At 63.2% G+C, this 24,112-nt stretch carries 26 protein-coding genes and 1 other RNA gene; 19 read left to right on the forward strand and 8 right to left on the reverse strand.

What is annotated here, in order from left to right:
- Positions 1-44: 44 nt before the first annotated feature.
- Positions 45-482 (reverse strand): YhcB family protein, encoded by a 438-nt coding sequence (locus DFS21_RS01090; RefSeq protein WP_102685203.1) that lies wholly within the window; start codon positions 480-482, stop codon positions 45-47.
- A 135-nt stretch (positions 483-617) separates the two neighbouring features.
- Between DFS21_RS01090 and DFS21_RS01095 the strand changes: the two genes are divergently transcribed.
- The 3 genes from DFS21_RS01095 (at position 618) to zapE (ending at position 3,809) form a co-directional block, all read left to right on the forward strand.
- Positions 618-1,253 (forward strand): alpha/beta hydrolase, encoded by a 636-nt coding sequence (locus DFS21_RS01095; RefSeq protein ID WP_110700477.1) that lies wholly within the window; start codon positions 618-620, stop codon positions 1,251-1,253.
- Positions 1,254-1,279: 26 nt separating this feature from the next.
- Complete coding sequence (locus DFS21_RS01100) at positions 1,280-2,629, forward strand: tryptophan--tRNA ligase (protein WP_110700475.1); 1,350 nt, start codon at positions 1,280-1,282, stop codon at positions 2,627-2,629.
- 85 nt (positions 2,630-2,714) lie between these two features.
- A complete protein-coding gene (gene zapE / locus DFS21_RS01105; RefSeq protein WP_110700473.1) occupies positions 2,715-3,809 on the forward strand; it encodes a cell division protein ZapE in 1,095 nt (364 codons plus the stop codon).
- A gap of 111 nt (positions 3,810-3,920) precedes the next feature.
- Here zapE and DFS21_RS01110 read toward each other — a convergent pair whose 3' ends face one another.
- Entirely contained in the window at positions 3,921-4,817 is an 897-nt protein-coding gene (locus tag DFS21_RS01110) for a GlxA family transcriptional regulator (RefSeq protein WP_173862478.1), read from the reverse strand.
- Between the two features lie 207 nt (positions 4,818-5,024).
- Positions 5,025-6,065, reverse strand: coding sequence for an NADP(H)-dependent aldo-keto reductase (locus DFS21_RS01115; protein ID WP_094010224.1), 1,041 nt, complete (start codon positions 6,063-6,065; stop codon positions 5,025-5,027).
- 256 nt (positions 6,066-6,321) lie between these two features.
- Here DFS21_RS01115 and rplM point away from each other — a divergent pair, with 256 nt between their 5' ends.
- The 7 genes from rplM to DFS21_RS01150 all read left to right on the forward strand — a co-directional run bounded on the left by rplM (position 6,322) and on the right by DFS21_RS01150 (position 11,181).
- A complete protein-coding gene (gene rplM, locus DFS21_RS01120; protein WP_008097538.1) occupies positions 6,322-6,750 on the forward strand; it encodes a 50S ribosomal protein L13 in 429 nt (142 codons plus the stop codon).
- 14 nt (positions 6,751-6,764) lie between these two features.
- Positions 6,765-7,157: a 30S ribosomal protein S9 gene (gene rpsI, locus DFS21_RS01125; protein ID WP_003260797.1), complete on the forward strand. Its 393-nt coding sequence runs from the start codon at positions 6,765-6,767 to the stop codon at positions 7,155-7,157.
- A 265-nt stretch (positions 7,158-7,422) separates the two neighbouring features.
- On the forward strand, positions 7,423-8,016 hold the full coding sequence (petA, locus tag DFS21_RS01130) for a ubiquinol-cytochrome c reductase iron-sulfur subunit (RefSeq protein WP_023628711.1): 594 nt from the start codon (positions 7,423-7,425) through the stop codon (positions 8,014-8,016).
- Positions 8,016-9,227 (forward strand): cytochrome bc complex cytochrome b subunit, encoded by a 1,212-nt coding sequence (locus tag DFS21_RS01135; protein WP_023628712.1) that lies wholly within the window; start codon positions 8,016-8,018, stop codon positions 9,225-9,227. The genes petA and DFS21_RS01135 overlap by 1 nt, the downstream gene beginning before the upstream one ends.
- Positions 9,227-10,006: a cytochrome c1 gene (locus DFS21_RS01140; protein ID WP_111531710.1), complete on the forward strand. Its 780-nt coding sequence runs from the start codon at positions 9,227-9,229 to the stop codon at positions 10,004-10,006. Before DFS21_RS01135 ends, DFS21_RS01140 begins: the two co-directional genes overlap by 1 nt.
- A gap of 118 nt (positions 10,007-10,124) precedes the next feature.
- Entirely contained in the window at positions 10,125-10,748 is a 624-nt protein-coding gene (locus DFS21_RS01145; RefSeq protein ID WP_102682663.1) for a glutathione S-transferase N-terminal domain-containing protein, read from the forward strand.
- Positions 10,749-10,761: 13 nt separating this feature from the next.
- On the forward strand, positions 10,762-11,181 hold the full coding sequence (locus tag DFS21_RS01150) for a ClpXP protease specificity-enhancing factor (protein WP_102682664.1): 420 nt from the start codon (positions 10,762-10,764) through the stop codon (positions 11,179-11,181).
- A gap of 56 nt (positions 11,182-11,237) precedes the next feature.
- Here the strand turns inward: DFS21_RS01150 and DFS21_RS01155 are convergent, their stop codons facing one another.
- The 5 genes from DFS21_RS01155 to DFS21_RS01175 all read right to left on the reverse strand — a co-directional run bounded on the left by DFS21_RS01155 (position 11,238) and on the right by DFS21_RS01175 (position 14,960).
- The gene (locus tag DFS21_RS01155; RefSeq protein ID WP_102682665.1) at positions 11,238-11,456 is read right to left on the reverse strand and encodes a YgdI/YgdR family lipoprotein; all 219 of its coding nucleotides are present in this window, start codon (positions 11,454-11,456) and stop codon (positions 11,238-11,240) included.
- 59 nt (positions 11,457-11,515) lie between these two features.
- Complete coding sequence (locus tag DFS21_RS01160; RefSeq protein WP_102682666.1) at positions 11,516-12,094, reverse strand: BON domain-containing protein; 579 nt, start codon at positions 12,092-12,094, stop codon at positions 11,516-11,518.
- Positions 12,091-12,684: a phosphoheptose isomerase gene (locus DFS21_RS01165; protein ID WP_102682667.1), complete on the reverse strand. Its 594-nt coding sequence runs from the start codon at positions 12,682-12,684 to the stop codon at positions 12,091-12,093. The genes DFS21_RS01160 and DFS21_RS01165 overlap by 4 nt, the downstream gene beginning before the upstream one ends.
- An 87-nt stretch (positions 12,685-12,771) precedes the next feature.
- The gene (locus tag DFS21_RS01170; RefSeq protein ID WP_110700467.1) at positions 12,772-13,143 is read right to left on the reverse strand and encodes a YraN family protein; all 372 of its coding nucleotides are present in this window, start codon (positions 13,141-13,143) and stop codon (positions 12,772-12,774) included.
- Positions 13,143-14,960 carry a penicillin-binding protein activator gene (locus tag DFS21_RS01175; protein WP_110700465.1) on the reverse strand — a complete coding sequence of 606 codons (1,818 nt, stop codon included), beginning with the start codon at positions 14,958-14,960 and terminating at the stop codon, positions 13,143-13,145. Before DFS21_RS01175 ends, DFS21_RS01170 begins: the two co-directional genes overlap by 1 nt.
- A 188-nt stretch (positions 14,961-15,148) precedes the next feature.
- Between DFS21_RS01175 and rsmI the strand changes: the two genes are divergently transcribed.
- The 9 genes from rsmI to mraY all read left to right on the forward strand — a co-directional run bounded on the left by rsmI (position 15,149) and on the right by mraY (position 24,109).
- The gene (gene rsmI / locus DFS21_RS01180) at positions 15,149-16,024 is read left to right on the forward strand and encodes a 16S rRNA (cytidine(1402)-2'-O)-methyltransferase (RefSeq protein ID WP_102682669.1); all 876 of its coding nucleotides are present in this window, start codon (positions 15,149-15,151) and stop codon (positions 16,022-16,024) included.
- 67 nt (positions 16,025-16,091) lie between these two features.
- An RNA gene (gene rnpB, locus DFS21_RS01185) (RNase P RNA component class A) lies at positions 16,092-16,451 on the forward strand.
- 309 nt (positions 16,452-16,760) lie between these two features.
- Positions 16,761-17,216 carry a division/cell wall cluster transcriptional repressor MraZ gene (mraZ, locus tag DFS21_RS01190; protein ID WP_011535546.1) on the forward strand — a complete coding sequence of 152 codons (456 nt, stop codon included), beginning with the start codon at positions 16,761-16,763 and terminating at the stop codon, positions 17,214-17,216.
- The gene (gene rsmH, locus DFS21_RS01195; RefSeq protein ID WP_046857014.1) at positions 17,213-18,160 is read left to right on the forward strand and encodes a 16S rRNA (cytosine(1402)-N(4))-methyltransferase RsmH; all 948 of its coding nucleotides are present in this window, start codon (positions 17,213-17,215) and stop codon (positions 18,158-18,160) included. The genes mraZ and rsmH overlap by 4 nt, the downstream gene beginning before the upstream one ends.
- Positions 18,157-18,450 (forward strand): cell division protein FtsL, encoded by a 294-nt coding sequence (gene ftsL, locus DFS21_RS01200; protein ID WP_023630124.1) that lies wholly within the window; start codon positions 18,157-18,159, stop codon positions 18,448-18,450. The genes rsmH and ftsL overlap by 4 nt, the downstream gene beginning before the upstream one ends.
- Complete coding sequence (locus tag DFS21_RS01205) at positions 18,450-20,180, forward strand: penicillin-binding protein 2 (RefSeq protein WP_177485990.1); 1,731 nt, start codon at positions 18,450-18,452, stop codon at positions 20,178-20,180. The genes ftsL and DFS21_RS01205 overlap by 1 nt, the downstream gene beginning before the upstream one ends.
- The gene (locus tag DFS21_RS01210) at positions 20,180-21,667 is read left to right on the forward strand and encodes a UDP-N-acetylmuramoyl-L-alanyl-D-glutamate--2,6-diaminopimelate ligase (RefSeq protein ID WP_110700459.1); all 1,488 of its coding nucleotides are present in this window, start codon (positions 20,180-20,182) and stop codon (positions 21,665-21,667) included. Before DFS21_RS01205 ends, DFS21_RS01210 begins: the two co-directional genes overlap by 1 nt.
- Positions 21,660-23,027 carry a UDP-N-acetylmuramoyl-tripeptide--D-alanyl-D-alanine ligase gene (gene murF, locus DFS21_RS01215; protein ID WP_110700457.1) on the forward strand — a complete coding sequence of 456 codons (1,368 nt, stop codon included), beginning with the start codon at positions 21,660-21,662 and terminating at the stop codon, positions 23,025-23,027. The genes DFS21_RS01210 and murF overlap by 8 nt, the downstream gene beginning before the upstream one ends.
- Positions 23,027-24,109, forward strand: a complete 1,083-nt coding sequence (mraY, locus tag DFS21_RS01220; RefSeq protein WP_011535540.1) for a phospho-N-acetylmuramoyl-pentapeptide-transferase — start codon at positions 23,027-23,029, stop codon at positions 24,107-24,109. Before murF ends, mraY begins: the two co-directional genes overlap by 1 nt.
- Positions 24,110-24,112 lie beyond the last annotated feature (3 nt).

Consider the following 24,112-nt stretch of genomic DNA (forward strand, 5'->3'; position numbering starts at 1 on the left):
CCCACAAAAAAGGCCTCTTGCGAGGCCTTCTTCATGTCATCGATTCAGCGCTTGAGCCCGTAGCTCTCATCGAGCATGCCCGGCGAGTTCGGCGACTTCGGTGCGTAGTCGCGTGGTACTTCGGCGGTATCCTTCGGCGGCGTCAGGCGATCACGCGGGCCTTGCGCGGCTTCCGAGTGCAGCGCGGCCAGCAGGCGTTGGCGGGTCAGCTCGTCCAGGGCCAGGCGGTTGGCGCCCTCGGCCAGGTGATCCTGCACGTCCTGGTAGCTCTGGGTCAGTTTCTTGACCAGCGATGCGGTGCTGTTGAAGTGGGTCACCACTTCGTTCTGGTAATTGTCGAAGCGCTGCTGGATGTCATCCAGCTGGCGTTGGGTATTGCTCGGTGCCGCGTTGGGCAGCAGGCGGGCCAGCGCGAAACCGACGACGACACCGACAACCAGGGCCAGGGTCGGCAGCAACCAAACAAGGAGCGAGTGTTCCACGAGTCCTTCCTCTATAAACGGCTTTGCTTTACGTTAACGGCTCAGACCTGCGCTGTATACCGCGAGCGATCGCAAATCAGAACAGAATTCCTTTGCTAGACGAGTCGACCCTTCACGAGGTCACGGAGTAGTACCTTGCTTATCCGCGAAACCCCCTTGTTCATCGATGGCCCGATCGGCCAGCTTGAGGCGTTGTACCTGGACGTGGCCGATGCCCGTGGCGCGGTGCTGATCTGCCACCCCAACCCGGTCCAGGGCGGCACCATGCTCAACAAGGTGGTCTCGACCCTGCAGCGTACCGCCCGTGATGCCGGTTACGTCACCCTGCGCTTCAACTACCGCGGCGTTGGCCAGAGCGCCGGCAGCCACGACATGGGCGCTGGCGAGGTGGCGGATGCCGAGGCTGCCGCAGCCTGGCTGCGCCAGCAGCATCCTGAGCTGCCCTTGGTGCTGATGGGCTTCTCCTTCGGCGGCTTCGTTGCCGCCAGCCTGGCCGGTCGCCTGGAGGCGGCGGGTGTCGAGCTGCAACAGCTGTTCATGATCGCCCCGGCGGTGATGCGCCTGAACGTGCAGTTCCCGCTGCCCGAGCGCGTTGCGCTGACCGTCGTGCAGCCGGACACCGACGAGGTGGTCGATCCGCAACTGGTCTACGATTGGTCCGCCGCCCTGTCGCGCCCCCACGAGCTGCTGAAAGTGGCAGAATGCGGACACTTTTTCCATGGCAAGCTGACCGATCTGAAGGATCTGCTGCTGCCGCGCCTTTCGAACTGAGCCAAGCCTGAAATAAGCGAACCCCCATGACCACGCGCATCCTCACCGGTATCACCACCACCGGCACCCCGCACCTGGGCAACTACGCCGGCGCCATCCGCCCGGCCATCCTCGCCAGCCAGCAGCCCGGTGCCGACTCGTTCTACTTCCTGGCCGACTACCATGCCCTGATCAAGTGCGACGACCCGCAGCGCATCCAGCGTTCGCGCCTGGAGATCGCCGCCACCTGGCTGGCCGGTGGCCTGGACCCGGCCAAGGTGACCTTCTATCGCCAGTCGGACATCCCCGAGATCCCGGAGCTGACCTGGTTGCTGACCTGTGTCGCCGCCAAGGGCCTGCTCAACCGTGCCCACGCCTACAAGGCGTCGGTGGACAAGAACGTCGAGGCCGGCGAAGACCCGGACGCCGGCGTGACCATGGGCCTGTTCAGCTACCCGGTGCTGATGGCCGCCGACATCCTGATGTTCAATGCCAACAAGGTGCCGGTCGGTCGCGACCAGATCCAGCACGTGGAAATGGCCCGCGACATCGGCCAGCGCTTCAACCACCTGTTCGGCCAGGGCAAGGACTTCTTCGCCCTGCCCGAGGCGGTGATCGAGGAGAGCGTGGCCACGCTCCCGGGCCTGGACGGTCGCAAGATGTCCAAGAGCTACGACAACACCATCCCGCTGTTCACCAGCGCCAAGGACATGAAGGATGCGATCTCGCGCATCGTCACCGACTCCAAGGCCCCGGGCGAGGCCAAGGATCCGGACAATTCGCACCTGTTCACCCTGTTCCAGGCGTTCTCCACGCCGGCGCAATGCGCCGAGTTCCGCGAAGAGCTGCTGCAGGGCCTGGGCTGGGGCGATGCCAAGCAGCGCCTGTTCCAGCTGCTCGACGGCCAGCTGGCCGAAAAGCGCGAACACTACCACCAGCTGATCTCGCGCCCGTCAGACCTCGAGGACATCCTCCTGGCCGGTGCCGCCAAGGCCCGAAAGATCGCCACGCCGTTCCTCGAGCAACTGCGCGAGGCAGTTGGCCTGCGTTCGTTCCGCACCACCGTGCAGGCCAGCACCGAGGTGAAGAAGAAGGCCGCCAAGAGCGCCCGCTTCGTCAGCTTCCGTGACGAGGATGGCAGCTTCCGCTTCCGCCTGCTGGCCGCCGATGGCGAGCAATTGCTGCTGTCGCGCAGCTTCGCCGATGGCAAGAGCGCGGGGGCGGTGAGCAAGCAACTGCAACAGGGCGGCGATGCCGACGTGCGTGTCGAGGGCCTGGGCTTCTCGCTGTGGCTGAACGGTGAGCAAGTTGCCGACGGGCCGCAGTTCGAGGCCGCCGAGGCCCGTGACGCGGCCATCACCAGCCTGCGCGAGGCCCTGGCGCCACAGGCGGACTGAGTCACTTTGACGCAAGTCTGATTGCCATTAAGCGGGCCGGTCGCTACAGTGACGGCCCGTTTTTTGTTGCCTCGCTAACGAAATCATGACGCCCCTAGAACGATACCAAGCCGATCTGAAACGCCCCGACTTCTTCCATGACGCGGCGCAGGAAACTGCGGTGCGTCACCTGCAGCGCCTGTACGACGACCTGGTACACGCGCAGAACAACAAGCCGGGCGTGTTCGGCAAGCTGTTCGGCAAGAAGGAGCAGACGCCGGTCAAGGGCCTGTATTTCTGGGGCGGCGTGGGCCGGGGCAAGACCTACCTGGTCGACACCTTCTATGAAGCGCTGCCGTTCAAGCAGAAGATGCGCACGCACTTCCACCGCTTCATGAAGCGCGTCCACGAGGAGATGAAGACCCTCAAGGGCGAGAAGAACCCGCTGACCATCATCGCCAAGCGCTTCAGTGACGAAGCCAAGGTGATCTGCTTCGACGAGTTCTTCGTCTCCGATATCACCGATGCCATGATCCTCGGCACCCTGATGGAAGAGCTGTTCAAGAACGGCGTGTCGCTGGTGGCCACTTCCAATATCGTCCCGGACGGCCTGTACAAGGACGGCCTGCAGCGCGCGCGCTTCCTGCCGGCGATCGCCATGATCAAGCAGTACACCGATGTGGTGAACGTCGACAGCGGCGTGGACTATCGCCTGCGTCACCTGGAACAGGCCGAGCTGTTCCACTTCCCGCTCGACGCCGCGGCGCATGAAAGCCTGCGCGCCAGCTTCAAGGCGTTGACCCCTGAGTGCACCCAGGCCGTCGAGAACGACGTGCTGATGATCGAGAACCGCGAGATCCATGCCTTGCGCACCTGCGACGACGTCGCCTGGTTCGATTTCCGTGCCCTGTGCGACGGGCCGCGCAGCCAGAACGACTACATCGAACTGGGCAAGATCTTCCATGCCGTGCTGCTGAGCAATGTCGAGCAGATGGGCGTGACCACCGATGACATCGCCCGGCGCTTCATCAACATGGTCGACGAGTTCTACGACCGCAACGTGAAGCTGATCATCTCGGCCGAGGTAGAGCTCAAGGACCTGTATACCGGCGGGCGCCTGAGTTTCGAGTTCCAGCGTACGCTCAGCCGTCTGCTGGAGATGCAGTCCCACGAGTTCCTGTCGCGGGCGCACAAGCCCTGACGGCAGCTGCAAGCTTCTAGCTGCAAGCCACAAGAAAAAGCCAGAGCAGTTCGCGTACTGCTCTGGCTTTTTCTTGTGGCTTGCAGCTTGGGCTTGTAGCTGGGAGGCCTTTCAGGCCTCCTGCATGAACTGCTGCCGATACTGGTTCGGCGACAACTCCGTGTGCTGGCGGAACAGCCGGGCGAAGAAACTCGCGTCGTCGTAGCCCACCTCGTAGCTGATCGTCTTGATGCTCTTGCGCGTGCTCGACAGCAGGCCCTTGGCGGTCTCGATGCGCAGGCGCTGCAGGTAGTGCAGGGGCTTGTCGCCGGTGGCACTCTGGAAGCGGCGCATGAAATTGCGGATGCTCATGCCGTGGTTGCGCGCCACATCCTCGAAGCGGAACTTGTCGGCGAAGTGCTCTTCGAGCCAGTGCTGGATCTGCAGGATGATCAGGTCCTGGTGCAGCTTCTGGCCGCCGAAGCCCATGCGCCCCGGGGTATAGCTGCGCTGCACCTCGTAGAGGATGTCGCGGGCCACCGCGCGGGCCACGTTGGCGCCACAGAAGCGCTCGATCAGGTAGATGTACAGGTCGCAGGCCGAGGTGGTGCCACCGGCGCAGTAGAGATTGTCGGCGTCGGTCAGGTGCTTGTCCTGGTTCAGGCGGATCTTCGGGAAGCGCTCGGCGAAGCTGCTGAAGAAGCGCCAGTAGGTGGTCGCCTCCTTGCCGTCGAGCAGCCCCGACTCGGCCAGCCAGAACACGCCGCTGGCCTCGGCGCATAGCACCGCGCCACGGGCATGCTGCTCGCGCAGCCAGGGCAGTACCTGCGGATAGCGTTGCAGCAGGTTGTCGAAGTCGTCCCAGAAGGCCGGCAGGATGATCACGTCGGCGTCGTTGAGGCCGCTGTCGACCGGCAACTGCACGTTGCTGAAGCTGTCCACGGGCAAACCGTCCGGGCTCACCAGGCCGATCTCGAACATCGGTTGCAGGCCTAGGCCCAGCTGCTTGCTGTAGCGCAGGCTGGCCAGGTGGAAGAAGTCCTTGGCCTGCATCAGTGTCGAAGCGAACACTTTATCAACGGCCAGGATGCTGACGCGCCGCAGCGACGCCGGGGGTTGGGTAAACATCATTGTCATTGTTCTTATAGGGTAGAGTGGTCAATCACCGGCTGGATCGTCTTATTTTTTGGCGATTGTGTCTACCCCACGAAAGAGCAGTGCAGCGCCTGCGTTGCATCAAGGCGCGGGGTTTGGCTGCTCCTGATGGACCGCCTCGATTGCCGCCAGCAGTTCATCGCCCAGATTCAACGCCTGGCTGTCGATATTGCTGCGCAGTTGCTCGAGGTTCGTCGCGCCGATGATGTTGCTGGTCACGAACGGCTGCCGGGTCACGAACGCCAGCGCCATCTGCGCCGGGTCCAGCCCGTGTTCGCGGGCCAGCTGCACATAGCGGCCGCAGGCGGCCACGGTCTGCGGATTGGAATAGCGGGCAAAGCGGCTGAACAGGGTCAGGCGGGCGTGTTCCGGGCGGGCGCCGTTTTCGTACTTGCCCGACAGCATGCCGAAGGCCAGCGGCGAATAGGCCAGCAAACCGCACTGCTCGCGGATTGCCACCTCTGCCAGGCCCACCTCGAAGCTGCGGTTGAGCAGGTTGTAGGGGTTCTGGATCGACACCGCGCGGGGCCAGCCGCGGGTTTCGGCCAGGTGCAGGAATTTCAGGGTGCCCCACGGGGTTTCGTTGGACAGGCCGATGTGGCGGATCTTGCCGGCGCGCACCTGTTCATCGAGCACCTCCAGGGTTTCCTCCAGCGGGGTGAAGATGTCCTGGGGCAGGTGCTGGTAGCCGAGCTTGCCGAAGAAGTTGGTGCTGCGCTCGGGCCAGTGCAACTGGTAGAGGTCGATGCGGTCGGTCTGCAGGCGCTTGAGGCTCTCGTCCAGCGCGGCGACGATGTGCTGGCGGTTGTGCTTGAGCTGGCCGTCACGGATGTGGCTGATGCCGTTGCCGGGGCCAGCGACCTTGCTGGCGAGGATCCAGTCGTCACGGTCGCCGTTGGCGGCGAACCAGTTGCCGATGATGCGTTCGGTGGCGGCGTAGGTCTCCGGGCGCGGTGGCACCGGGTACATCTCGGCGGTGTCGATGAAGTTGATGCCGCTGGCCTTGGCCAGGGCGATCTGGGCGAAGGCCTGGTCCTGGGTGTTCTGTTCGCCCCAGGTCATGGTGCCCAGGCACAGGGCGCTGACGTCGAGGTCGGTACGGCCGAGCTTGCGGTATTCCATCGGGTAGACGCTCCATGGCAAAGATGACCATAAAAGCAGGTTGAAATTTTTCCTGCAATCTGGATAATTCTGCCCCTCTCCGTGTGGCGGAAGTGATGCACCACCATGCAGGGAACCCTTGTCGAACATTGGCGTGCCCGACCCGAGCCCCCAAAAGCGTCAGCGTTCGGCTGCGCGCTTGCCCTTGGCAAGCTGTGCACTATCCAGTAAGATTCGCCGTCTATTTTTCGCTGGGCGGCCTCTGAGGCTTTAGAGAATGAAAACTTTTACTGCTAAACCGGAAACAGTAAAGCGCGAGTGGTTCGTAGTCGACGCCGCTGGTCAGACCCTGGGTCGTCTGGCTACCGAAATCGCTAGCCGCCTGCGTGGCAAGCACAAGCCAGAATACACCCCTCACGTTGACACCGGCGACTACATCGTCGTCATCAACGCCGAGCAGATCCGTGTGACTGGTGCCAAGTCTTCCGACAAGATGTACTACTCCCACTCCGGCTTCCCGGGCGGTATCAAGGAAATCAACTTCGAGAAGTTGATCGCCAAGGCCCCTGAGCGTGTTATCGAAACCGCGGTCAAAGGCATGCTGCCGAAGAACCCGCTGGGTCGCGACATGTACCGCAAGCTGAAAGTGTACGCGGGTGCTGCTCACCCACACACTGCTCAGCAGCCTCAAGAACTGAAGATCTAACGGGATAGTTCATTATGTCGGCGACTCAAAACTACGGCACTGGCCGTCGCAAGACCGCAACCGCTCGCGTTTTCCTGCGTCCAGGTACCGGTAACATCTCCATCAACAACCGTTCTCTGGACGTGTTCTTCGGCCGCGAAACCGCTCGCATGGTTGTTCGCCAGCCGCTGGAACTGACCGAAACCGTTGAGAAGTTCGACATCTACGTCACCGTTTCCGGTGGTGGTGTCAGCGGTCAAGCCGGTGCAATCCGCCACGGCATCACCCGCGCCCTGATGGAATACGACGAAACCCTGCGTGGCGCTCTGCGTCGTGCTGGCTACGTCACCCGCGACGCTCGTGAAGTTGAGCGTAAGAAAGTGGGTCTGCGTAAAGCGCGTAAGCGTCCTCAGTACTCCAAGCGTTAATACCGCTTCGGCAGTCGAAAAAAGCCCGGTTCCTTTTTGGAACCGGGCTTTTTTTATGTCTTCAACTAACCTGTCTGCTAGTCCGTGGCCGTTTGTCGCATAGACGCAGATCAAGCAAAGCGAGGGTAGTAGCCCGACGAGCGGGTAATCACCTTGTCAGCGTGTGGATTTGTTCCTTACCATTGCGGCCAATTTTTAGTGCCACAGACGTACCTAAGTAGATGCCTGTTCAAACAGGCCAAGCAAGCTGATGGGAGAGGACTGAATGAGCAATGACGGCGTCAACGCGGGCCGGCGCCGCTTCCTCGTAGCCGCGACATCCGTGGTCGGGGCAGCGGGGGCAGTGGGGGCAGCGGTACCGTTCGTGGGGTCATGGTTTCCCAGTGCCAAGGCGAAAGCCGCAGGGGCACCGGTGAAGGTCAATATCGCCAAGGTCGAGCCCGGTCAGCAGATGGTAGCTGAATGGCGGGGGCAGCCTGTATTCATCGTGCGGCGAACGGAGGAGATCCTCGGTAATCTGAAAAAGATCACCGGCGAGCTGTCCGATCCTGAATCCAAGGCGTCGGTGCAGCCGACCTACGTCGACCCGCAAGTTCGCTCGATCAAGCCCGAGATTCTCATCCTGGTAGGTCTGTGCACGCACCTGGGTTGCTCGCCAACCTTCCGCCCTGAAGTTGCCCCGGCTGACCTGGGGCCGAAGTGGGTCGGTGGCTATTTCTGCCCCTGCCACGGTTCGCACTACGACCTGGCCGGGCGCGTCTACAAATCCCAGCCGGCGCCTCTCAACCTGCCAGTGCCACCGCACTCGTACGAGTCGGACGAAATCATCGTCATCGGCGTCGATCAGGAGAACGCATGATGAGCAAGTTCATGGAGTGGATCGATGCGCGCTTCCCCGCGACGAAAATGTGGGAAGACCATCTAAGCAAGTATTACGCGCCCAAGAACTTCAACTTCCTGTACTTCTTCGGCTCGCTGGCATTACTGGTGCTGGTCAACCAGATCGTCACCGGCGTGTGGCTGACCATGAGTTTCACCCCCTCGGCGGAAGAGGCCTTCGCCTCGGTCGAGTACATCATGCGCGACGTCGAGTACGGCTGGATCCTGCGCTACCTGCACTCCACCGGCGCCTCGGCGTTCTTTATCGTGGTCTACCTGCACATGTTCCGCGGGTTGCTCTACGGCTCCTACCAGAAGCCGCGCGAGCTGGTCTGGCTGTTCGGCATGCTGATCTACCTGGCGTTGATGGCCGAGGCGTTCATGGGCTACCTGCTGCCCTGGGGGCAGATGTCTTACTGGGGTGCCCAGGTGATCATCTCGCTTTTCGGTGCGATCCCGGTGATCGGTGATGACCTGACCCAGTGGATCCGTGGTGACTACCTGATCTCTGGCATCACCCTGAACCGCTTCTTCGCCCTGCACGTGGTGGCCCTGCCGATCGTGATCCTGGGCCTGGTGGTGCTGCACATCCTGGCGCTGCACGAAGTGGGTTCGAACAACCCCGATGGCGTGGACATCAAGAAGAAAAAGGACGAGAACGGCATCCCGCTGGATGGCATCCCGTTCCACCCGTACTACACCGTCAAGGATATCGCCGGTGTGGTGGTGTTCCTCTTCGTGTTCTGTGCCGTGGTGTTCTTCTTCCCGGAAATGGGTGGCTACTTCCTGGAAAAACCGAACTTCGAGCAGGCCAACGCCTTCAAGACCCCTGAGCATATCGCCCCTGTCTGGTACTTCACGCCGTTCTACGCGATTCTGCGCGCGGTGCCCGACAAGCTGTTCGGGGTGATTGCCATGGGCGCGGCAATCGCGGTGCTGTTCGTGTTGCCCTGGCTTGACCGCAGTCCGGTGCGCTCGATGCGCTACAAGGGCTGGCTGAGCAAGATCTGGTTGCTGGTGTTCTGCGTGGCCTTCGTCATCCTTGGCGTGCTGGGCGTGCTGGCGCCGACCCCGGGGCGTACCTTGCTGTCGCAGGTGTGCACGGTGTTGTACTTCGCCTACTTCCTGCTGATGCCGTTCTACACAAGGCTCGAGAAGACCAAACCGGTTCCGGAAAGGGTGACTGGCTGATGAAAAAGTTTATTGCAGTATGCTTGCTGGCATTGATGCCTGGCCTTTCGTTCGCCGCCGAACACGGCCTGGAGCTGGACAAGGTCGATATCGACCTGACCGACAAGGCCGCGATGCAGGATGGCGCGCGCACCTTCGCCAACTATTGCATGGGATGCCATAGCGCCAAGTTCCAGCGATACGAGCGTGTCGCCGACGACCTGGGGATCCCCCACGAGCTGATGCTCGAAAACCTGGTGTTCACTGGCGCCAAGATCGGCGACCACATGAAGATCGGCATGCAGCCCAATGATGCCAAGACCTGGTTCGGCGCTGCGCCGCCCGACCTCACCCTGGTTGCCCGGGTGCGTGGCAACGATTGGTTGTACACCTACCTGCGCAGCTTCTATGAAGACAAGACGCGGCCATATGGGGTGAACAACAAGGTCTTCCCCAACGTCGGCATGCCCAATGTGCTGGTTGGCCTGCAGGGCAACCAGGTGATTGGCTGCAAGCAGGTGCAGAGTGTGGTCGACGGCAAGAAGCAATATGACCCGCTGACCGGCAGCCCATTGACCCATGAAGCGTGCGACCAGCTGACCGTCGAGGAGAAATCCGGTACCCTGACGGCTGAGCAGTTCGACGAGAAGGTCAAGAACCTGGTGACCTTCCTGGCCTATTCGGCCAACCCGGTCAAACTGGAAAGCCAGCGCATCGGTACCTACGTGTTGCTGTACCTGGCTTTCTTCTTCGTGTTCGCCTACTTGCTCAAGCGCGAATACTGGAAGGACGTGCACTGATCACGCAGTAGTTTCTGGTAGTTGAACGCGCCCGGGGTGCCCCAGTCATGTCGCTGGGGCACCCCGGGCGCGTTTTCATTTGCAGTTTTTACAAGCATCCCGTGCGAGGAGGCGCTACATGGGCGCAACCAACAGGTTAGCCTGCTATTCCGACCCCGCTGACCATTACTCTCATCGGGTACGCCTGGTGCTCGCGGAGAAAGGCGTCACGGTGCAGATCATCGATGTCGACACCAACCGCCTGCCGCCCAAGCTGGTCGAAGTGAACCCTTACGGCAGCTTGCCGACCCTGGTCGATCGCGATCTGGCGCTGTACGAGTCGAGCGTGGTGATGGAGTACCTCGAGGAGCGTTACCCGCACCCGCCGCTGATGCCGGTCTATCCGGTGGCCCGCGGCAACAGTCGCCTGCTGATGCACCGCATCCAGCGCGACTGGTGCAGCCTGGCCGACACCGTGCTGGATCCGCGCAGCAGCGAGCCGGCACGTACCCAGGCGCGCAAGGAGTTGCGCGAGAGCCTGACGGGCGTGGCCCCGCTGTTCGCTGAAATGGCCTGCTTCATGAGTGAGGAGCAGAGTCTGGTCGATTGCTGTCTATTGCCCATACTCTGGCGCTTGCCGGTGATGGGTATCGAATTGCCGCGGCAGGCCAAGCCGCTGCTGGATTACATGGAGCGACAGTTCGCCCGCGAGCCTTTCCAGGCGAGCCTGTCTGCTACCGAACGTGAAATGCGCAAGGTTTAAAGAGGAGCCGTTGATGAACTCCAGTCGCCCCTATCTGGTTCGCGCGCTGTACGAGTGGATCGTCGACAACGATTGCACGCCCCATATGCTGGTCAACGCCGAGTACCCGGCCGTTCAGGTGCCCCAAGGTTTCGCCAGCGATGGTCAGATCGTCCTGAACATTTCCCCCAGTGCCGTGCGCAGCCTGCACATGGACAACGAGGCGGTGAGCTTCGAAGGACGCTTCGGTGGCGTGGCGCACACGCTGTATGTGCCGATTGGCGCCATCCTGGGGATCTACGCCCGGGAGAATGGCCAGGGCATGGTCTTCGAGCTGGAGCCGCCGCTCGCGGACGAGGATGACCTTGAGGACGACGTTGTCGAGCCGGATGACGATGGTCCGCCCGAGCCGCCGCGTCCCAGTGGTCGTCCGAGCCTCAAAGTCGTGAAGTAACAGGCAGGGACAAAAAAGGCGATCCGCAGGGATCGCCTTTTTCATGGCTGCCGCAATTACAGGTCCTTGATGCTCTGCACCTGGTCCTTGTTGATGCGGGTCGGCTTGCCGTCCAGTTGCTTGAACTCGTAGAAGCCGGAGTTGCGGTCGAAGTGCGGCGTGTCGGTGGTCTGCAGTTCCCGGCCATCGTTGAGGGTGATCACGCTCGGGGTGGAGCAGCCGGCCAGGGTGGCGAAGGTGCCGATCAGCAGGGCGGGCAGCAGAAACTTCTTCATGGGGTACTTCCTGGATCAGAGTGAAAAAGGCGAGCGTCCCGACGCTCGCCGAGGGGTTGTCAGTCGATGTATTCGAACAGCTTGACGATCTTCTGCACGCCCGACACACCCTGCACCACATTGGTGGCGGCGTTGGCCTCTTGTTGCCTGACCAGGCCGAGCAGGTAGACGATGCCATTTTCGGTGATGACCTTGATGCGCGAGCTGGGCACGCTCTCGTCGGTCAGCATCTGGGTCTTGATCTTGGTGGTCAGCCAGGCGTCGTTGTTGCGCGCCAGGATCGATGACGGCTGCATCACCTGCAGCTCGTTGTGCACCTTCTTGACTCGCTGAACCTGGCCGGCGGTCTGTTCTGCGAGGGATTTGAGGTCGGCGCGGGGTGTCTGGCCGGCAAGCAGCACAACACCGTTGTAGCTGCTGACGACGATGTGCGAGCCCTTGTCCAGCTCCGGATTGGCCTTGGCGATGTTGACCGAGACTTTTGTCTCGATCAGCGAGTCATCGATCTTGCTGCCGATGGTGCGGGTGCCGCGGTCATCCTCGATAGGCGAGTTACGCGCCGAGGTGAGCACGGAACTGCAGCCCGATACGCCGAGGCACAGGGTCAGGGCCATCAGGCCGATACGCTTGGAGATCATTCTTCACTCCCGAACAGTTGGCTGTCGATCAGGTCGCACAGACAGTGGATCGCCAGCAGGTGGACTTCCTGGATGCGCGCGGTGACCGTGGCGGGGACGCGGATCTCCACATCCTCGGGCAGCAGCAGCGAGGCCATGCCGCCGCCATCACGCCCGGTCAGGGCGACGACAATCATTTCGCGGTCATGGGCGGCCTGGATCGCTTGGATCACGTTGGCCGAATTACCGCTGGTGGAGATCGCCAGCAGCACATCGCCGGGCTGGCCCAGGGCGCGGATCTGCTTGGAGAAGACTTCGTTGTAGCTGTAGTCGTTGGCGATCGAGGTGAGCGTCGAGCTGTCGGTGGTCAGGGCGACGGCCGGCAGGCTCGGGCGCTCGCGCTCGAAGCGGTTGAGCAGTTCCGAGGAAAAGTGCTGGGCATCGCCGGCCGAGCCGCCGTTGCCGCACGCGAGCATCTTGCCGTCGTTGAGCAGGGCATTGACCATGACCAGGCTGGCCTGCTCGATGTGGGGTGCCAGGATGTCCATTGCCTGTTGCTTGGTGTCGATGCTGGCCTGGAACAGCCGGCGAATTCGGGATTGCATGTCCATCTGGGTGACCTTAAGAGGGGCGGTGGCCTTTGCTACGCGCAACAGTGACCAGCCCGCGAAACATAGAGCTAGAAAATCGAATTGGGTTCAGCATTCGAAGGCATTTTTCAGCCATTGAAGCGGTTGCCCCGCATGCCCCCGGCCCTGCAGGGCGATAACGTCGAAGCGGCAGGGGCGGGTGGCCCAGCGGGGTTCGTGCTGCAGGAAGAGGTTGGCGGCAAGCGCCAGTCGTTGCTGCTTGCGCCCATCGATACTGGCGAGCGCTCCGCCGAACTCCGCATGCAACCGGTAGCGGACTTCGACGAATACTACTGTATCGGCATCGAGCATGACCAGATCGAGCTCGCCCCCCTTGCATCGCCAGTTGCGCTCCAGCAGCCGCAGACCTTGTCCTCGAAGGTATTCAAGGGCGTGATCTTCGGCTGCCTGGCCGGCAAGGCTGGGCGATGCGCCGGGCATCAGCGAGGGGTGTCCGGCAGGCGCTTGACCTGGCCGCCGGCGAATTCGGCCCATGGCAGCTGACGTTCGATGCGCTGGCTGGGGTTCATGCTCAGGCTACCGGACAGGCCTTCGACGCGGTTGTCCGGCAGCGCCTTGAGCTGGCCCAGGCGCGGAGCCAGGCTGTAGGCGTCGACGCCCATGGCGTACAGGCGGCCGAGGCTGCCGGCAGCCTGGGGCCACTGCTGCACGACTTGCTGGCGCAGGCTGTTGGTGGTGTCCAGCAGCCACGGCGTTTCGCAGAAGCGGATGCCGTTCATGTCGTTGTACTGGTTCACGTCACCGCTGGCGCTATACAGGTTGGAGGTGGCGTAGACAGGCACGTCACCGGCGTACTGGAAGTTCAGCGTGGGTTTGATCTGCTGGGCTTGCTGCGGCGTCGAGGCGAGGAAGATGAAGTCGATGTCCTGTCGGCGCGAAGGTTGCGCGGCGATGGTGCCGCCGACGGTGCTCTGCAGGCTCTTGGCGCGGCCTTCGCTCTGGCGCAGCTGGAACAGATCAGCGATCTGCTGGGCGAGGGCGACGGGCTGGGCGATGCGCTGCGCTGTAATCAGGGTGCCACCATTGCCTTCCCAGTCCTGGCGGAAGGCGGCGAGCACGCGGTCGCCCCATTCACCGCTCGGTACCAGGGCCACGGCGCGGACCATGCCGTCGGCGCGTGCGCGACGCGCGACTTCGCGAGCTTCATCTTCGGCGGCCAGGCCGAACTGGAACAGTTGTGGCGGCGCTTTCTGGCCAGCGTCGGCGTAGTTCAGGGCCAGGGTGGTGATGGGCAGTTGCGGGTAGGCGGCGAGCTTCTTGACCAGCGGCTTTTCCAGCGGGCCGACCACCAGTTGCACGCCGGCAGCCTGGGCCTGGCGGTAGAAGTCGTCGAGCGAGGTGATGCGTGAGCTGTCGAACACTTGTACTGCAGGGGCGGGCTGGCCACCTTGCTGGGCCTGGAAGTGAGCGGCCATGAAGCCGTCACGCAGGGCGCGGGCGACACCGGCCAGCGGGCCTTCCTGGGGCAGCAGCAGGGCGATCTTGGTCAGTGGCTGGCTGGCCAGTTCCTTGAGCTTGACCAGGGTTGTCGGCAATTGCTTGGCTGCCGGGTGTTCTGGATGCTGCTGGCGCCAGGTGTCGATGGCGGCCTGTTGCTGTTCCAGGGTGCCGGCGCGCTTCACGGCCAGGGCCAGGCTGGTCCAGCCGGCCAGGGTCTCGTCGGCGGCCGGCTGCTGCAGCTGTTCGGCGGGCAGCGAGGCGACCAGGGCCCAGATCGCGTCATTGTTGGCGCTGGCGGCCTGGCCGCTGAGCAGGGGGGCCAGCAGTACGCGCTGCTGGGCGGCGGCCAGGACCTGGCCGTCGGCTTCGAGGGCTGCGGCATGAACGCTGTAGGTGCGGGCCTGCTGCTCGGTCGGCAGTTCGCCGACGCGCTGCAGGCTCGGGTGGGCGAGGGCGGTCAGGGCGGCCTTGGGCTGGTTGCGGCTCATGGCGAGCTCGGCGGCCAGGGTGGAGGCGAACACCTGCTGGGCGGGCTTGAGCGGCTCCAGCGGGACCTGCTCGAGAATCCGCGCGGCGCGCGGGAAGTCCTTTTGCTTGTATGCCAGGTCCGCGGCGCTCAAGCGCAGCAGGGCCGCATCCTCGGCGGACTTGCTGGAGGCCGCCTTCTCGAGCAGTTGCTCGATGCTGGCGTCCGGGGTGCGTGGCAGTTCGCCCAGGCTGGATGAGGGCGAGCTGGCGCAGGCTGCCAGCAGGGCAGCGAGGCAGAGGGCTGTGAGCAGCCGCAGACAAGCGATCATGTAAAGGTCCTGTTACTCGATCAAGTTGGCCGGCAATTGTACCCAAGCGGGGGGCACGGCGCGATCTCGCCGACACTGAACCTTCACTATAGGTGGCCCGAGGTGTGCCTGGGGCGAAGTTCTTTGCGCCCTGTTACCGGTGCTCGGGCTACAATGGCGACCTTTGATCCGGAAAGCAGGTGTGCGCAGTGACTGATGTTGCAGGGGTTTCGAAATCCACGTTGGGCAAGCTTTACGTCGTTGCCACGCCCATCGGCAACCTCGACGACATGAGCGCCCGGGCACTGAAGGTGCTGGCGGATGTCAGCCTGATCGCTGCCGAGGACACCCGCCACTCGGTGCGTCTGCTGCAGCATTTCGGCATCGATACGCAACTGGCAGCCTGTCATGAGCACAACGAGCGTGACGAGGGCGGGCGCTTCATCACCCGCCTGCTGGCCGGCGACGATGTGGCGCTGGTGTCCGATGCCGGTACGCCGCTGATTTCCGATCCGGGCTATCACCTGGTGCGCCAGGCGCGTGCTGCGGGCGTGCAGGTGGTGCCGGTGCCGGGCGCCTGTGCGTTGATCGCCGCGCTGTCGGCGGCGGGGTTGCCGTCGGACCGCTTCATCTTCGAAGGTTTCCTGCCGGCCAAGGCCGCCGGGCGCCGCGCGCGTCTGGAGCAGGTCAAGGAAGAGCCGCGCACGCTGATCTTCTACGAGGCGCCACACCGGATCCTCGAGTGCCTGGAGGACATGGAAGCGGTGTTCGGTGGCGAGCGTCCGGCGCTGCTGGCGCGCGAGATCACCAAGACCTTCGAGACCCTCAAAGGCTTGCCGTTGGCCGAGTTGCGCGCATTCGTACAGGGTGACAGCAATCAGCAGCGTGGCGAGTGCGTGGTGCTGGTGGCCGGTTGGAGCGCGCCGGAGGGCGAGCAGGCGATCAGCGCCGAGGCGCAGCGAGTGCTGGACCTGCTGCTGGCCGAGCTACCGCTGAAGAAAGCAGCGGCGCTGGCGGCCGAGATCACCGGGGTGCGCAAGAACCTGCTCTACCAATTGGCCCTGGAAAAGCAGAAAGCCCATTAGTGGCATAATGGTATTAATGGTCGCGCCGCTTGTTCTTGAGCGCGGCTACCGGTAACCTTGGCGGCGGAGAGTCGATCGGACAGTCGCTGCCGTCTTTTGTTCCGCAAAAGGCGGGGGAGGAAAGTCCGGGCTCCATAGGGCAGAGTGCCAGGTAACGCCTGGGAGGCGCGAGCCTACGGAAAGTGCCACAGAAAACAACCGCCTAAGCACTTCGGTGCCGGTAAGGGTGAAAAGGTGCGGTAAGAGCGCACCGCACGGCTGGCAACAGTCCGTGGCTAGGTAAACCCCACTCGGAGCAAGACCAAATAGGGTTCCATACGGCGTGGCCCGCGTCGGAACCGGGTAGGTTGCTAGAGGCGTCCAGTGATGGCCGTCGTAGAGGAATGACTGTCCTCGACAAAACCCGGCTTACAGATCGACTCTCCACCTCTTCCTTTCCTGCTTGAATCGATAGCAGATGCGTCCTGGTAATACCGAAAAAATCTTACTCTTAATAAATTACTTTAACTTCTCACTCTATCCGCTTGAGTGTGTTTGATTTTTTCCGTCAGTTTTTCCCTCTTGTAATCCTTCCACCTTCCTTTGTTGCGCTAAATCGCCGTCCTGTAAGGGATTTCCTTATGAACGTGCCTTGACGGTGTGGCGGGCGGATTCCTATAGTGTGCGCAAGTGGCAGAAAGTGGGATGAAGTGGGTTTTCTGGCACAAAAAAGCTAACATTGTGGGGAATCGCAGCCGTGTTCCGCGGAGCCAACGCCGTCAGCCTCGATGCAAAGGGCCGTCTCGCCATGCCGAGCCGGTACCGTGACGAGCTCGATTCGCGTTGCAATGGTCAATTGATCGTGACCATCGACGCCGTTGACCCCTGCTTGTGTGTTTATCCCCTCGATGAGTGGGAACAGATAGAAGCCAAGTTGCGCGCCTTGCCGTCGTTGCGTGAGGAAAACCGTCGCCTGCAGCGTTTGCTGATCGGCAATGCGGTGGACCTGGAGCTCGATGGCAGTGGGCGTTTCCTGGTGCCGCCCCGCCTGCGTGAGTACGCCAAGCTGGACAAGAAGGCGATGCTGGTGGGGCAGCTGAACAAATTCCAGCTGTGGGATGAGGATGCCTGGAACGCGGTTTCGGCAGCCGACCTTGCAGCTATTCAACAACCGGGCGCCATGCCCGATGATTTGCGTGACCTGATCCTGTGACCATAGATAGCGGCTTCAACCACATCACCGTCCTCCTCGACGAAGCCGTCGAGGCATTGGCCCTGCGCGCCGACGGTTGCTATCTGGACGGCACCTTCGGGCGTGGCGGCCACAGCCGCCTGATCCTCAGCAAGCTTGGGCCGCAAGGGCGGTTGCTGGGGTTCGACAAGGATCCACAGGCGATTGCCACCGGGCAAGCGCTGGCGGCCGAAGACGGCCGCTTTGTCATTGTGCAGCGCAGCTTTGCCGAGCTCGGCGACGAAGTGCGCGCCCGCGGCCTGGATGGCAAGGTCAGCGGCATCCTGCTCGACCTGGGCGTATCCTCGCCGCAACTGGACGACCCCGAGCGCGGCTTCAGCTTCCTTAACGACGGTCCGTTGGACATGCGCATGAACCCGGGCCAGGGCATCAGTGCAGCCGAGTTTGTCGCCACCGCCCCCGTCGAAGAAATTGCCCGCGTGTTCAAGGAGTACGGCGAGGAGCGCTTCGCCGGTCGCATGGCGCGCGCTGTGGTCGAGCGCCGCGAGAAGCAGCCGTTCACCCGCACCGCCGACCTGGCGGAAGTGCTCAAGGTTGCCAACCCGGCCTGGGAAAAGGGCAAGAACCCTGCGACCCGGGCCTTCCAGGGCCTGCGTATCCATGTCAACAACGAGCTTGGCGACCTCGAGACCGGCCTTGAAGCCGCGCTCGACGCCCTTGAAGTGGGTGGCCGCCTGGCAGTGATCAGCTTCCACTCGTTGGAAGACCGTATCGTCAAACTGTTCATGCGCAAGCTGGTCAAGGGCGAGGCAGACAACCTGCCGCGCAACCTGCCGGTTCAGCACAAGGCCTTCGAGCCGAAGATCAAATTGATCGGCAAGGCGCAGTTCGCCTCCGAAGCCGAACTCAAGGCCAACCCGCGGTCGCGCAGCGCCGTGATGCGGGTAGCGGAGAAGTTGCGGTGAGCAGGCTGTTTGCCAAGCCGCTGCCAGGCGGAAGCTTTTTGATGCTTCTGCTGTTCGTCGCCGTCCTGATTTCGGCGATCGCCGTTTCCTACAGCGCTCACTGGAACCGTCAGTTGCTCAATACCCTGTACGGTGAACTGAACGAGCGCGACAAGGCCCAGGCCGAGTGGGGCCGGTTGATCCTCGAGCAAAGCACTTGGACTGCCTCCAGTCGCATCGAGAGCCTGGCCTCGGAGCAGCTCAGGATGCGCGTGCCCGCTGCTGACGAAGTGCGGATGGTGGCGCCATGATGAAGCTCGAAGGCGCACTCTACCCCTGGCGCTTCCGGGTGGTGATCGGTTTGCTGGCGCTGATGGTCGGTGCTATCTGCTGGCGCATCATCGACCTGCAGGTCGTCGACCGCGACTTCCTCAAGGGGCAGGGCGATGCCCGCAGCCTGCGCCATATTCCCATCCCCGCGCACCGTGGCCTGATCACCGATCGCAACGGTGAGCCGCTGGCTGTCAGTACGCCCGTCACCACCTTGTGGGCTAACCCCAAGGAAATGCAGGCGGCCAAGGATCGCTGGCCGCAGCTGGCCGCCGCACTTGGGCAGAACCCACAGCAGTTGAGCGAGCGTCTTACCCAGCAGGCCAACAAGGAATTCATCTACCTGGTCCGCGGCCTGACCCCGGAGCAGGGCCAGCACGTGCTCGACTTGAAGGTTCCGGGCGTCTACGGCCTCGAAGAGTTCCGCCGCTTCTATCCGGCTGGCGACGTCACCGCGCACATGGTCGGCTTCACCGACCTGGATGACCATGGCCGTGAAGGCGTCGAGCTCGCCTACGACGAATGGCTCGCCGGGGTGCCCGGCAAGCGGCAGGTGATCAAGGACCGGCGTGGCCGGCTGATCAAGGACATCCAGGTAACCAAGAACGCCAAGGCCGGCAAGACCTTGGCGTTGTCGATAGACCTGCGCCTGCAGTACCTGGCCACCCGCGAGCTGCGCAACGCCATCGCCGAACAGGAAGCCAAGGCTGGCAGCCTAGTGATCATGGACGTCAAGACCGGCGAGGTCCTGGCGATGGTCAACCAGCCGACCTACAACCCGAACAACCGCCGCAGCATGTTCCCGGCGGCGATGCGCAACCGGGCGATCATCGATGTGTTCGAACCAGGCTCCACGGTCAAGCCGATTTCGATGAGCGCCGCGCTTGAAAGCGGGCGCTGGAAGCCGACCGACAAGGTCGAGGTGTATCCCTTCACCCTGCAGATCGGCCGCTACACCATCAAGGACGTATCGCGTGGTGGTGGGCCGATCCTCGACCTGACCGGCATCCTGATCAACTCCTCCAACGTCGGCATGAGCAAGATCGCTTTCGATATTGGTGGCGAGGCCATCTACCGGGTCATGTCCCAGGTGGGCCTGGGCCAATACACCGGGCTCGGTTTCCCGGGTGAGCGCGTGGGCAACCTGCCGAATCACCGCGACTGGCGCAAGGCCGAGACCGCGACGCTTTCCTATGGCTATGGCGTATCGGTGACCGCGCTGCAGCTGGTGCATGCCTATGCGGCATTGGCCAACGACGGCAAGATGGTGCCGCTGTCCATTCTCAAGGTCGACAAGGCCCCGGAGGCTGTGCAGGCGATCCCGAAGGAAACCGCCGAAACCGTGCAGGCCATGCTCCAGCAGGTGATCGAAGCACCGCGTGGCGTGTTCCGTGCCCAGGTGCCGTTCTACCACGTGGGCGGCAAGTCGGGTACCGCGCGTAAAGCCACCGTCGGCTCCAAGGGCTACACCGAGAACGCCTACCGTTCGCTGTTCGCCGGCTTCGGTCCAATGAGCGACCCGCGCTACGCCATCGTCGTGGTCATCGATGAGCCGAGCAAGGGTGGCTACTTCGGCGGCCTGGTCTCGGCGCCCGTATTCAGCAAAGTGATGTCAGGCACCCTGCGCCTGATGAATGTACCGCCGGACAACCTGCCGCCGCCTTCGACGCAGCAAGCCAGCGCAGTACCCGCCAAGGGAGGGCGAGGTTGATGACGATGCCATTGAGCAAACTGTTCGCCCATGCCAGCCGCGATCCGCTGATCCGCGAGCTGACCTTGGACAGCCGCCAGGTGCGCCAGGGTGATCTGTTCCTCGCCGTGCCGGGTGCCAAGGTCGACGGCCGTGAGCATATTGCCGACGCACTGGCCCGTGGCGCCGCTGCCGTCGCCTATGAAGAGCAGGGTACCTGCGTGTTGCCGATTACCGACGCGCCGCTGATTCCGGTCAAGGGGCTGATCGGCCAGCTGTCGCAGATCGCCGGGCGCTTCTATGGCGAACCCAGCCGCCAATTGAACCTGGTGGGGGTCACCGGTACCAACGGCAAGACCAGCGTCACCCAGCTGGTGGCCCAGGCGCTCGACGCCCTTGGCCAGCGTTGCGGGCTGATCGGCACCCTGGGCACCGGCTTCTACGGTGAATTGCAGAGCGGCCGCCTGACCACGCCGGACCCCATTGCCGTGCAGTCGACCCTCAACGACCTGAAAAAAGCGGGTGCCAGGGCCGTGGCCATGGAAGTGTCCTCTCACGCTCTCGAGCAAGGGCGGGTCGCTGCGCTGGAGTTCGATATCGCGGTGATGACCAACCTGTCGCGCGATCACCTGGACTATCACGGCAGCATGGAGGCCTATGAGGCCGCCAAGGCCAAGCTGTTCGCCTGGCCGAGCCTGCGTTGCCAGGTGGTCAACCTGGATGATGAGTTCGGACGCCGCCTGGCTGCCGACTTCGCCCGCCGCCCGAGTGCCGATCATATCGAGACCCGGTTGCTCAGCTACAGCCTGGAAAACCCGGACGCTTCGCTGTTTTGCCGCGAGGCCACGTTCGACGATGATGGCGTACGAGCCACCCTCGTCACCGCACAGGGCGAACGCAGCCTGCGCAGCCAGCTGCTGGGGCGCTTCAACCTGAGCAACATGCTGGCGGCGGTGGCTACCCTGCTGGCGCTGGATTACTCGCTGGACGAAATCCTGAAAGTCACCCCGCAGTTGCAGGGCCCGGTCGGTCGCATGCAGCGCTTGGGTGGCGGTGAGAAGCCGTTGGTGGTGGTCGACTACGCCCACACCCCGGATGCCCTGGAAAAGGTGCTCGAGGCATTGCGCCCGCACGCCCACGGCAAGTTGCTGTGCCTGTTCGGCTGTGGTGGTGATCGTGACGCCGGCAAGCGCCCGTTGATGGCGGCAGTCGCCGAGCGCCTGGCCGATCGTGTGCTGGTGACTGATGACAACCCGCGTACCGAGGATCCGCAGCGCATCTTCGATGACATTCGCCCCGGCTTTGACCAGCCCGACAGCGTGGAGTTCGTCGCTGGCCGTGGCCTGGCCATTGCCCATCTGGTCGCCACTGCTGCTGCCGAGGATGTGATCGTCCTGGCCGGCAAGGGCCACGAGGATTACCAGGAGATCAATGGCGAGCGCCATGACTTCTCCGATCTGGTCGAAGCCAAGAAGGCCCTAGCCGCCTGGGAGGCTCCACATGCTTAAGCCCATGATGCTCAGCCAGCTGACTGCTGCCTTGAGTGCACGCCTGGCAGGCGCCGACGCCAGCTTCACCGGCGTCAGCATCGACAGCCGCAGCGTCGCTGCCGGTCAACTGTTCGTCGCCCTCAGCGGGCCACGCTTCGATGGCCATGACTACCTGGCCGATGTAAAGGCCAAGGGGGCCGTCGCCGCGCTGGTCGAGCGCGAAATCGCCGGTGTCGATCTGCCGCAACTGGTGGTCGCCGACTGCCGCGTAGCGCTTGGCCAGCTCGGCGCGCTGAATCGTGCTGCCTTCTACAAGCCGGTGGTGGCCATCACCGGCTCCAGCGGCAAGACCACGGTCAAGGAAATGCTCGCCGCGATCCTGCGCACCCGCGGACCGGTGCATGCCACCCGTGGCAACCTCAACAACGACCTCGGCGCACCGCTGACCCTGCTGGAGATCGCCCCGGAGCACAGCGCCGCAGTGATCGAACTGGGTGCCTCGCGCATCGGCGAGATCCGCTACACCGTCGGCCTGACCCGACCGCAGGTGGTCATCATCAACAACGCCGGTACCGCCCACGTCGGCGAGTTCGGCGGCCCGGAGAAGATCGTCGAGGCCAAGGGCGAGATCCTCGAAGGCCTGGGCGAGGGTGGCACGGCCATCCTCAACCTGGCCGACAAGGCGTTCGACATCTGGCGCCAGCGCGCGGGCAATCATCGCGTTATCAGCTTTGCGCTGGACAATCCGCAGGCCGACTTCCACGCCAGCGATATTGGCCGCGACGCCCGTGGCTGCCCCTCGTTCACCCTGCATGGCCCGGACGGCAGCGTCCCGGTGCAACTGAACCTGCTTGGCACCCACAACGTCAGCAATGCCTTGGCCGCCGCCGCCGCCGCCCATGCCGTTGGTCTGAGCCTGAGCGGCATCGCCGCCGGCCTTGGCGCCGTGCAACCGGTCAAGGGCCGTACCGTTGCGCAGATTGCGCCCAGTGGCGCGCGGGTGATCGACGACAGCTACAACGCAAATCCCACCTCGATGTGTGCCGCCATTGATATACTCGCCGGCTTTTCCGGCCGCACCGTCCTGGTGCTCGGGGATATCGGCGAACTGGGGCAATGGGCCGAGGAAGGTCACCGCCAGGTGGGTGACTACGCACGTAGCAAGGTCGATGCGCTATACGCGGTGGGCACCAACATGGCCTACGCCGTTAAGGCATTCGGTACCAATGGCCGCCATTTCGCCACTCAAGCTGAGCTGATCGAAGCCGTCAAGGCCGAGGCCGTCAGCGACACCACTATCTTGATCAAGGGCTCGCGCAGCGCTGCGATGGAAAACGTCGTGGCCGCACTGTGCGGCGCCAGCGGGGAGAAACATTAATGCTGCTGCTGTTGGCTGAGTATCTGCAACAGTTCCACAAGGGCTTCGCGGTCTTCCAGTACCTGACCCTGCGCGGGATCCTGGGTGTACTGACCGCGCTGTCCCTGGCCCTGTGGCTGGGCCCGTGGATGATCCGTACCCTGCAGATCCGCCAGATCGGTCAGGCCGTGCGTAACGACGGCCCGCAATCGCACCTGTCCAAGTCCGGCACCCCAACCATGGGCGGTGCGCTGATCCTCTCCGCCATCGCCATCAGCACCCTGCTGTGGGCCGACCTGACCAACCGCTATGTGTGGGTGGTGCTGATCGTCACCCTGGCGTTCGGCGCCATCGGCTGGGTCGACGACTACCGCAAGGTCATCGAGAAGAACTCCCGCGGCCTGCCGAGCCGCTGGAAGTATTTCTGGCAGTCGGTGTTCGGCCTGGCTGCGGCGATCTTCCTGTACAAGACCGCGCCGACCAGCGTTGAAACCACGCTGATCATCCCGATGCTCAAGGACCTGGCCATCCCGCTGGGCGCCGGCTTCATCGTGCTGACCTATTTCGTCATTGTCGGCTCGAGCAACGCGGTCAACCTGACCGACGGCCTCGATGGCCTGGCGATCATGCCGACGGTGATGGTCGGCGGCGCGCTGGGCATCTTCTGCTACCTGTCGGGCAACGTGAAGTTCGCCGAATACCTGCTGATCCCGTACGTGCCGGGCGCGGGCGAGCTGATCGTGTTCTGCGGCGCGCTGATCGGCGCGGGCCTGGGCTTCCTGTGGTTCAACACCTACCCGGCGCAGGTATTCATGGGCGACGTCGGCGCGCTGGCCCTGGGCGCTGCGCTGGGCACCATCGCGGTGATCGTGCGCCAGGAAGTCGTCCTGTTCATCATGGGCGGCGTGTTCGTGATGGAAACCCTGTCGGTGGTCATCCAGGTGGCCTCGTTCAAGCTCACCGGCAAGCGCGTGTTCCGCATGGCGCCGATCCACCACCACTTTGAACTCAAGGGTTGGCCCGAGCCACGGGTGATCGTCCGCTTCTGGATCATCACCGTGATTCTCGTGCTGATTGGCCTTGCCACCCTGAAACTGAGGTAAACG

It is taken from the genome of Pseudomonas sp. 2848 (assembly GCF_003253945.1).
Classification (GTDB): domain Bacteria; phylum Pseudomonadota; class Gammaproteobacteria; order Pseudomonadales; family Pseudomonadaceae; genus Aquipseudomonas.